Genomic DNA, 9215 nt, shown 5'->3' with positions numbered 1-9215 from the left:
CAACACCTCAGCGAGCGCATCGACGTTGACCTGGAACTCCGGGTCGTCCTCGGCGCGGAGCCGTGCCGCTTCGAGCTTGACCCGCACGTCGCCCGACAGATACTCCGGCGCGTGGGTGAGCTGGTTCGTGACCGGATCGGCGAACACGAGCGTTCCCAGCGCCGCGCGCGCCTCGCGGTCGTTCATGCCGAGCAGATCGGCGACGAGGGTGATGTCGATGCGGCCGGTGCGGTCGAGGCTGACCGCTATGGCGTCGGCCGGGCTGTCGACACCCTGCACCTCGGCGCGCGGCACCACCACACGGTGGCTCATGATCGCGGCAGGCGACGCGGACTGATCCTCGTCGTCGAACTGCTCCAGCGCGAGCACCAGGGGACCGAACGGGTCGGAGCGCAGCAGCCGGATCGGTGTCGGCACGATGCGCGCGAAGGTCTCCTCGCCGTCCTCGTTCGTGCGCCCGGTGGGGCGCAGCGTGTAGCGGTTCAGCGCCCCGTAGGTGCCGACGTACTTCAGGTAGTCGCGGCGCAGCGTCGTGCGGGTGAGCACGATGTCAGGCGTGTCGTCCACGCTCGCCGCTTCCGCGGTCAGCAGGCGGGATGCCCCGTCGCGCAGACGCAGCAGTGCGCGTAGCTCGCGCTCGGCGGACTTCGGCACCGCAAGCGGCTCCAGCGAGCCGGAGACAACGGTGCGGAAGCCGCCGGTCTCGCTCGCCACGATGCTGCCGTCCCATAGCTCCGGCGCCGACGGGGTGAACGCTGCCCGGCGCGCCTGCTGCTCGGCGGTGCGCTCGGTCATCGTCAGCCCGGCCCGGCGCGCGGAGAACACGATCTGGTCGACGGCGACCGCGAGTTCCGCCTCCAAGTCAGCCAGATCGGTCGTGATGGTGAGCGTGGCCGCGTCGTACATCCCGTGGCCGACGCCGACCTCCCCGAGCATCTGCTCCGGGTGCTCGTCGAAGTAGCGGTTGATCCGCATCGGCACGCCGTCGATGGGCACCTGCGCGACCGTCTCCCAGGCGTCGTCGCGCATCTGCTCGCCCTCCGGTCGCCGCCGGAACACGAGCAGGTCGGTCACCACCTCCGTCCCTGCGGCGCGGCGGTGCGCCCCGGTGGGCAGGCGGATCGCGCCCACGAGGTCGGCCAGCTCGTTCATCTCCCGCCGCGCGCCGGGGTTCTGCGCGTCCATCGTGAAGTGCGAGGTCAGCACCGCGACGATTCCGCCGGGCCGGGTCAGGCGCAGCGACTTGATGATGAAGTGGTTGTGCATCGACTGCCGGGTCGCGTTGTGCAGCGGGTCGTGCAGAGTGACGCTGCTGAACGGCACGTTGCCGATGGCTGCGTCGAAGTGTCCTTCAGGCAGTCGGGTGTCGGCGAAGGACTCGGCGCGGACGGTCGCGTGCGGGTACAGCTCGGCGCAGATCGCCGCCGTCAGTGGATCGAGTTCCACCCCGGTCATCTGCGCCGACGCCGGCGCGAGGCCGATGAACGTACCCGCGCCGGAACCGGGCTCCAGCACCGCGCCGCCGCGGAACCCCAGCCCGTCCAGCAGCCGCCACACCTGCCGGGCGATCATCGGGTCGGTGTAGTGCGCGTTGATCGTCGTGCGCGCGGCGGCATCCCACTCGTCGTCGCTCAGCAGCTCGCGCAGCTCAGCGCGCTCGGCATCCCATTCGGGCTTCAGATCATCGAAGACCTCGGGGATCGCGCCCCAGCTCGACCAGCGGGCGAGCACGCGCTGACCCTCTGGAGACGCGGGGCGACCCGTCGAGTTCAGATCGTGGATGAGGTGGATCGCCTCCACGTTCGCCCGATAGCGTGCCTTCGCGCCCGAGGGGCCAAGGTCGTCCTGCGAGGCGGGAACGAACCGAGGCGCTACCGCAGCTCGCGGAAGAAGCGGATCGTCGCCGCCTCGGCGAGCGTCGCCCGGTTCGCCCGCATGTACTCCCGTGGGGGCTCCGTCGCCACGAGCTCCAGCAGGAACTCGACCGGCAGCGCCCACGTCTTCGCCATCTCCTCCAACTCCACGGAGGAGGGCATCGAATCCGGGCAGTCCTGCATCCGCTCGGCCCAGAGGACCAGGTTCTCGTCGGAGGGACGGGTCTGCTCCCATTCCTCCCGTGCCTGATCCAGCGGCAGGCTCGGGTCGGTGACCCACGCCAGTTGCGACATCACGACCTCCTCCGCCTGTCTCCGGGCCGCTGTCAGCCGGGCGACCTTCTGCAAGAAAGTCTCCCCCTGCCGGTCGCTGCCCGCCAGCATCGACGCGAGGTTCGTCACCTGCGCCTGCATCTCCAGGCCCAGCGTCTCGAAGAACGTCGCCGGATCGCTCAGCTCCGCCACTCGGCTCGGAGCTGTCGCCTGCCAGTGCTCCAGCGCCATCTGCCCGTACTTGTTCATCGCCTGCCCCGGTTTCGCGAGCGGTGGCGAGCGCGGTGTCGGCGGCGGGCTCGTCGAGCCCCCACAGGTCGAACTCCAGTTGCCCCGGCCAGGGCTTCCGGGATCGCTGCCGCGCCATTCGCCGTCACCGCCCGCGCCCTACTGCTCCGCCGCGAGATGGGCGTAGAACTCGTCCTCGATGGCCTGCCTGCGAGCCACGTCGTCCTTGACGAACTGCGTGAAGTCGGCATCCCGGTCGGGGATCACCGTCTCCACCAGCATGGGATGCTCGTCCTCGCCCGGCCACACCGCCTGCCGCGTCGGACGGTCGGTGTTGAGCTTCGTGCCGCACGCGGTCACCGCGTCCCGAAGCTGCGGCACGAACGCCCAGAAGTCGCGCCACCAGCCGAACGGTGCCGAGCCGTGCTGCTTCTTGTCGTAGGCGTTGAGGTAGTGCTGCCGCAGCGCCGACAGCGGCCACACCAGCTCCGGGTGCCGATGCCAGAACGGCGGCACGACGTTCACGCTCAGGCCGAACTCGTGACGCAGCCAGTTCACGAAGGCGTTCAGCTCCAGCCACTCCACCTGCGCCTCGGCCGCGGTCAGGATGTTCCAGTTGACGGGGCGCGGCGGCTCCGGCGTGTCCTTCGCCTCGGCGTCCGGCTCCTTGGCCGGCCTCGGCGAAGGTGTCACCGGCTCGGGCTCCGGTTCCTCGAGCGGAGGCACATCGAAGTCGGGGTCATCGGGCGGGAACAGCGTCTCGTCGGTGGTCATGACGCGGCCTCACAGCGTCATCGGACGGGGTGACGGTTGCTGGGGGATGGTCGGGTCTGGCGCTTCGATGGCTGCGCTCTCGACGTGCTGCGTGCGCGAGCGGCCGCGATCGACGGCGTAGCTCGTGCGGGCGGCATCGGGGCCGATGTGCGTGGCGATGAACTCCTCGCCGCTGATCGTCTCGCCGTTCTTCTCGTAGCTGAACTTCTGGACGTGCCCGCTGGCGACGAAGGTGTCGCCGCGCGCGAACTTCTCGTAGGCGTGCTCCGCGGTCTTCCGGAACATCTTGAACGGGTAGAACTTCGTCTCGCCCTGGGTGAACGAGCCGTCCGGGTTGCGCTCGAACTGCTCCTGACCGATCCAGGCGAACAGTCGCGCCTCTCCTTTCTCGTTGAAGGACAGTTGCGGGTCGCTGGCGAAGAAGCCCCACAGGGACTCTTTGGTTCGCATCGGGATGCTCCTAACTTCTCCTGCCGAGAGAGGACTGCTACCCGATAGGTGCGCAAGCTCGACCGTCCGCGCCCCGGGCTACTGTGATGACATGGCTGAGAGGCGAGCGTCGCCTGGGCAGAGAACGCTGTAGGGACTCTTCGGAAATGTCCATTTCGTGGAGGAAATGTCCACGAGATGTCTATCCGGGACATCTTCCGGGAGGATCGCGGGTCGAAGAGCGAAGGTGCAAGCGCGAGACCGAGTACAGCCACTGATGTATAGTCAGCATGTGCTGACTATTGCCGATCGACTCGATGTGATGAACCGGCTCGGCCGAGCTATGGCCGACCCGACCCGCTCTCGGATCCTCCTGACCCTCTTGACCGGCCCGAGTTATCCGGCGGTGCTGTCTCGTGATTTGGGGCTGTCCCGCTCGAACGTGTCGAACCATCTGACGTGTCTGCGCGGGTGCGGGATCGTGGTGGCTGAGCCCGAGGGCCGGCAGACCCGGTACGAGGTCGCAGACCCGCACCTCGCGCGCGCGCTGACGGCGCTGGTTGATGTGACGCTCGCGGTCGACGAGAGCGTGCCATGCATGGACCCGGACTGCGGGGTCGAGGGCTGCGTGGCGGGGGAGGTTCGGGCGTGAGCGCGGTCACGGGCTCGCAAGCCGAACACGTCGACCTCGACGACGATGATGACGATCACCGGCCGTGGTATCGGAGCCCGAGCGTTCTGATCCCGATCGCCTCCGGCGTCGCGTTCGCCGCCGGTCTGGTGTGCGAGTGGACCGGCGCGGAGACCGCGGGTCTGGTGTTGTTCTGGATCGGTCTGCTGCTGGGCGCGTACACGTTCGTGCCGGGCGCGCTGCGCAAACTGTTCACCAAGGGCAAGCTCGGTATCGGCCTGCTCATGACGATCAGCGCCACCGGGGCGGTGATCCTCGGCTACGTCGAGGAGGCCGCCGCACTCGCGTTCTTGTACTCCATCGCGGAGGCGCTGGAAGACAAGGCCATGGACCGCGCCCGCGCAGGGCTGCGGGCACTGTTGAAGCTCGTGCCCGACACCGCACTCGTCAAGGGCGGCGACGCCACCACGGAGGTGGAGGCGAAGGAGCTGCGTGTCGGCGATGTGCTCGTTGTCCGGCCGGGCGAACGGATCGCGACAGACGGCATCGTGCGTGCCGGGCGGAGCAGCCTGGACACGTCCGCGATCACAGGCGAGTCGATCCCGGTCGAGGTCGAGCCCGGCATTGACGTGTCGGCCGGGTCGATCAACACCACCGGCGTCCTCGAGGTCGAGGCCACCGCCGCTGGCACCGGCAACTCGCTCACCACGATTGTGGAACTGGTCGAGCAGGCGCAGGCCGAGAAGGGCGACCGCGCCCGCCTGGCCGACCGCATCGCCCGCCCCCTCGTTCCCGGCGTGATGATCCTCGCCGTGCTGGTCGGCGTGCTCGGGTCGCTGCTGAGCGGCGACCCCGGGGTGTGGATCACCCGTGCTCTGGTCGTGCTGGTCGCAGCGTCGCCGTGTGCTCTGGCGATCGCTGTCCCGGTCACCGTCGTATCTGCCATCGGCGCCGCGTCAAAGTTCGGTGTGGTTGTGAAGTCCGGTGCCGCGTTCGAGCGATTCGGTGGCATCCGCCACCTCGCCGTCGACAAGACCGGCACTCTGACCCGCAACAAGCCCACTGTTACCCATGTCGTCACCACCGGCGCGACCCAGGATGGTGTGCTGGCATGGGCAGCGAGCCTGGAAGGCCACAGCACGCATCCCCTCGCCGCAGCGATCACCAACGCGGTTCCCGGCGCTCCGGCCGCTACAGACGTCCGCGAGACCGCCGGCCACGGCATTGTCGGCACCCTCGACGGAGCTCGTCTCGCCGTAGGGAGTCCACGTTGGCTAGACGCTGGCACGCTGGCCGACGAAGTGCAGGCGATGGAGTCCGAGGGGATGACCGTTGTCATCATCCACCGCAACGACCAGCCAGTCGGCGCGATCGGGGTGCGGGACGAGCTGCGTCCTGAGGTTCCTGAGGTCATCGCCACGCTGAACCGGCGCGGGATCGGGGTGACGATGCTCACCGGCGACAATGCCCGCACCGCCGCGGCCCTCGCCGTACAGGCCGGCATCAGCGACGTGCGCGCCGAACTGCGTCCCGAGGACAAGGCCGCCGCTGTCGCGGAAATGTCGAAGTCGCAGCCCACCGCGATGATCGGGGACGGCATCAACGACGCCCCCGCTCTCGCGGCCGCGGACCTGGGGATCGCGATGGGGGCCAAGGGCGCGGATGCTGCGATCGAGTCCGCCGACGTCGCGTTCACCGGCCACGACCTGCGTCTCATCCCGCAGGCTCTCGCTCACGCCCGTCGCGGCCGCAGCATCATCAACCAGAACGTTGTGCTGTCCATCGCGATCATCGCAATCCTGCTGCCGCTGGCGATCACCGGCATTCTGGGCCTCGCCGCCGTGGTGCTGGTGCACGAAGTCGCGGAGGTCATTGTGATCCTCAACGGGCTCCGCGCGGCGCGGCGCACGAAGGCATGACCGGTCTCGTTCATGGCCTCGCGCAGGGAAGGGCGGATGCCGTGAAAATGAATTCCGCCGGCCCTATTGGCTCGCGCGTCCGACCACGTCTATTCCTGATCGCGTGCGCCGTCGCTGCCGGGGCGGTGCTGATCGACCAGGGAACCAAAGCACTCGCCCTTTCACGGCTCAGCGAACAAGCCCGCATCCCACTCCTCGGAGACTGGCTCGGCTTGCAGCTCGCGTTCAACCCCGGCACCGTCATGTCCCTCGGATCCGGCTCAACCTGGCTGCTCACCATCATCGCGGCCGCGGCATCCGTGGCTCTGCTCATCGCCGCCACGCGCGCCCGCACCGCCGGGTGGGCGGTCGCGATTGGCCTGCTATGGGGCGGCGCGGTCGGCAACCTCCTGGACCGCCTGCTCGCCCCACCCGGATTCGGTCGCGGCCACGTCACCGACTTCCTCGCCTACGGCAACCTGTTCATCGGCAACCTTGCCGACGTCATCCTCGGTGTCGGCGTCGCCCTCGGCATACTCCTCTACGTCTCGCAGTCGAAGGGCAGAAGGTCGAGTCATCAGCCCGACGAGCACAGATCGACTCCGAAAGACATCTAGAAGCATGCTCGCGGCGGCTTTCGAGGACATTCCGCCTGTCACTTCCGCGTCCTGCCGCTGCGAAGATGGACATTTCTGAGCGGTCCCTACAAACGCGAGAGGTAGGTCGTCCAGTGTCGTTCGTGAACAACTCGACCGGCGAAGAGTTCGAGGATGAAGACGAGTACCTGCGTTCGATGAAGCAGGATGACTCCTACCAGTTCTCATACGACTATGAGTACGTCGCCGACAGATTCGGCGACGGTGATGACGACGTGAAACTGGAGAACGCGAGGCTCAACGTCTCGCTGACTTGGGACGACTACTCGGCTCCGGGATACGTCGTCTCGTATACCGTCGATTCGCCGACCCCGATTCCAAACGACTGGACGGGCGACGCCGACCAGATCTTCAATGACTTGTGGCTTGCCGTTACCGCGGACCTGAGTTCGCTTGGTATCGGCTCGCAGCTGCACAAAGACTGGCCGATCTAGCCTCCTCACAGTCAGTCGTCGGTGACTGTTGCCTCACCTATCCCTGCGGTGCCCGGCCGCATGATCGCCTCGACCTCGGCGCGCTGGGCGAGCAGCGTCTCGGCTTCCGGCCGATGGAGCCAGTAACGCATGGTCGTGATGATCGGCGGCGCGGAGCGCAGCAACACGAGCGAGGTGCACTGGGGCAGGGTGCGGATGTCTTCGACCTTCATGATCGGGACGCGGCGGATCGAGCGTTGGTTCGAGCGCAAGCCGCGCTCCCCGATGGTCACGGAGTCAGTCGTCTCGTCGCGTTCGCCGATCAGTGTGGAGATGTCCTGGAGGTGCCGTGTGTCCGTCCCGCCGCCGAGGACGATCTTGGTGATGCTCGCATCCCACATCGCGGTCGCGGCGTCGTCGCCCCAACGACCTCGCGCCTGGGCGAGCGACTGGAACACGGGCATCACCGTGAGCCCGGTGCCGCCGCCCTCCGCCATGAGGACCGGAAGCGAAGGCAGAGGCGCGAGGTTCCCGATCTCGTCGAGCGCGAGCAGCACAGGCGGATCGAGCCGCGCGCCCGGCGAGCGCGCGGCGATGCGCCGAGCCGTCTCTACGAGGTCTTCGATGAACGCCGCGACGAGCGACGAGGACGCCCCCGCTCCGGCTCCTGTCGCCAGCAGGTAAAGCGTGCCGGACCCGCGCAGGAACGCCTCGGGGTCGAACTGCTCGTCCTCGCTGGGGCTGACCGCCTCCAGCACCCGTGGGTCGGCGAGCGAGGCGAGGGAGAGCGAGACGCCCTGCCAAATGGAGTCGCGGGTGCGAGGGTCGGATTGCAGCATCCCGTCGAGCGACTCGGCCCATCCGGTCGCGGCGTGGGGGTGCGACGCGAGAATGGAGACGGCATCCGCCGCAGCCGCAGGGTCGAGCGTCCAGCGGAATAGCTCGGCGGGTTGCCGGTGATCGAGCGCCGCGGCGTGCAGAAGCGCCTGTAGCGCCGTGCGCGTCTTGCCTTCCCAGAATCCGCCGTTCTCGACAGAGGGGCCGGAGAGCCCGGTTCCCGCGGCGAGACCTGTGCCGCGGATCATCGCGGTCAGGGGCACCTCGCACCCGCGGATCGGTGACCACCGCAGACCCGCGGGCACGCCCTCGGCGAGGTGCTGGGGATCGAACACGGAGACTGGGCCGCCGTGCGACTGGCGGGCGCGGAGCGTCGCCGTGAGGTTGTCTGGCCGGGTCGAGGTCGTGATGACCGCACCGGGCGCGTCGAGGATGGTGTTGATGACGATGTTCGCGCCCTTGCCGGATCTCGGCGGGCCGATCAGCAGGATCGAGTCCTCCACGGATGTCCACACGCGCTTGCCGCGCGAAGTGCCGAGGAGGTAGCCGACCTGCTCGGGTTTCGGGTCGGTGAGCGAGGGGCGCAGGGTCTTCGCTCGACGCAGGAGGTCGCGTTCGGATGCGGCCCGCTGCACATCGCGCCCCTCGGCGATTCCCTCGATCCGGTTCGGGTCGGCCTTGGTCCGCTTGCCCAGCTCGCGCACCCATCGCCAGATGAACCACGTCGCCGTTCCGACGGCAGTGAGCAGGAGTGCGACGGTGATCCAGTAGGCGACCGGGCTGAGCGACGCGGAGCCGAGTGCCGAGCCGGGGTCATCGGGGTGGAAGACCACGCCGACTCCCGCTTCGAGACCTGCCGCAGGCTGGGGCGCAACTGTGACGAACGCAGCGATGCTCCCGGCCAAGCGCAGCGCACCGGCCAGCAGCATCGCACCGATGAGCGCGCCGAGGGCGACGTTGGTCAGTTCGTCGCCGAACGCCCTGGCTCGCGGTGACGAACTGGTCATGCCGGGTGTCCGATGACGCAGGTGCCCGAGACGCGGCCGAGCAGGATGACCTCGTGCGTGGGGCTCAGATCGAGCAGACCCGGCTCGATCTGAGCCCTTGCCGCTCCGTCGCCGCTTGCCGCGGCGTGCCGGACGATGACCGCTACGGCCACATCCTCGCCCGGTACGAAGCCCTCGCCATTCTGGAGTGCGCGC

8 protein-coding genes and 2 pseudogenes are annotated in these 9215 nt (G+C 68.4%); 4 read left to right on the top strand and 6 right to left on the bottom strand.

The annotated features are described in order from the left end of the window. The 4 genes and pseudogenes from BGO47_RS08510 to BGO47_RS08495 form a co-directional block, all read right to left on the bottom strand. A pseudogene (locus BGO47_RS08510) lies at nt 1-1572 on the bottom strand (helicase); the annotation flags it as partial. A gap of 299 nt (nt 1573-1871) precedes the next feature. Further along, nucleotides 1872-2396, bottom strand: a complete 525-nt coding sequence (locus BGO47_RS08505; RefSeq protein WP_045246583.1) for a hypothetical protein — start codon at nt 2394-2396, stop codon at nt 1872-1874. Nucleotides 2397-2534: 138 nt separating this feature from the next. Then, entirely contained in the window at nt 2535-3149 is a 615-nt protein-coding gene (locus tag BGO47_RS08500; RefSeq protein ID WP_102209673.1) for a hypothetical protein, read from the bottom strand. 9 nt (nt 3150-3158) lie between these two features. After that, entirely contained in the window at nt 3159-3599 is a 441-nt protein-coding gene (locus BGO47_RS08495) for a single-stranded DNA-binding protein (protein WP_048809344.1), read from the bottom strand. A 271-nt stretch (nt 3600-3870) separates the two neighbouring features. On the opposite strand from BGO47_RS08495, the gene BGO47_RS08490 reads away from it, so the two are divergent. The 4 genes from BGO47_RS08490 (at nt 3871) to BGO47_RS08475 (ending at nt 7197) form a co-directional block, all read left to right on the top strand. Next, nucleotides 3871-4230 carry a metalloregulator ArsR/SmtB family transcription factor gene (locus tag BGO47_RS08490; RefSeq protein WP_045246602.1) on the top strand — a complete coding sequence of 120 codons (360 nt, stop codon included), beginning with the start codon at nt 3871-3873 and terminating at the stop codon, nt 4228-4230. Next, on the top strand, nt 4227-6128 hold the full coding sequence (locus BGO47_RS08485; RefSeq protein ID WP_292710634.1) for a cation-translocating P-type ATPase: 1902 nt from the start codon (nt 4227-4229) through the stop codon (nt 6126-6128). The genes BGO47_RS08490 and BGO47_RS08485 overlap by 4 nt, the downstream gene beginning before the upstream one ends. After that, entirely contained in the window at nt 6125-6724 is a 600-nt protein-coding gene (locus BGO47_RS08480; protein ID WP_229381995.1) for a signal peptidase II, read from the top strand. Before BGO47_RS08485 ends, BGO47_RS08480 begins: the two co-directional genes overlap by 4 nt. A gap of 122 nt (nt 6725-6846) precedes the next feature. Continuing rightward, on the top strand, nt 6847-7197 hold the full coding sequence (locus tag BGO47_RS08475; RefSeq protein WP_138172282.1) for a hypothetical protein: 351 nt from the start codon (nt 6847-6849) through the stop codon (nt 7195-7197). A gap of 11 nt (nt 7198-7208) precedes the next feature. Here BGO47_RS08475 and BGO47_RS08470 read toward each other — a convergent pair whose 3' ends face one another. Next, nucleotides 7209-9020 carry a type IV secretory system conjugative DNA transfer family protein gene (locus BGO47_RS08470; protein ID WP_292710622.1) on the bottom strand — a complete coding sequence of 604 codons (1812 nt, stop codon included), beginning with the start codon at nt 9018-9020 and terminating at the stop codon, nt 7209-7211. After that, nucleotides 9017-9215 (bottom strand): annotated as a pseudogene (locus BGO47_RS08465) (hypothetical protein); the annotation flags it as partial. The pseudogene BGO47_RS08465 and the gene BGO47_RS08470, both read right to left, overlap by 4 nt.

Source organism: Microbacterium sp. 67-17 (assembly GCF_001898325.1).
Classification (GTDB): Bacteria; Actinomycetota; Actinomycetes; order Actinomycetales; family Microbacteriaceae; genus Microbacterium; species Microbacterium schleiferi.
The sequence above is the reverse complement of the archived record's forward strand: the minus strand, read 5'-3'. Positions and strand labels throughout refer to the sequence as shown.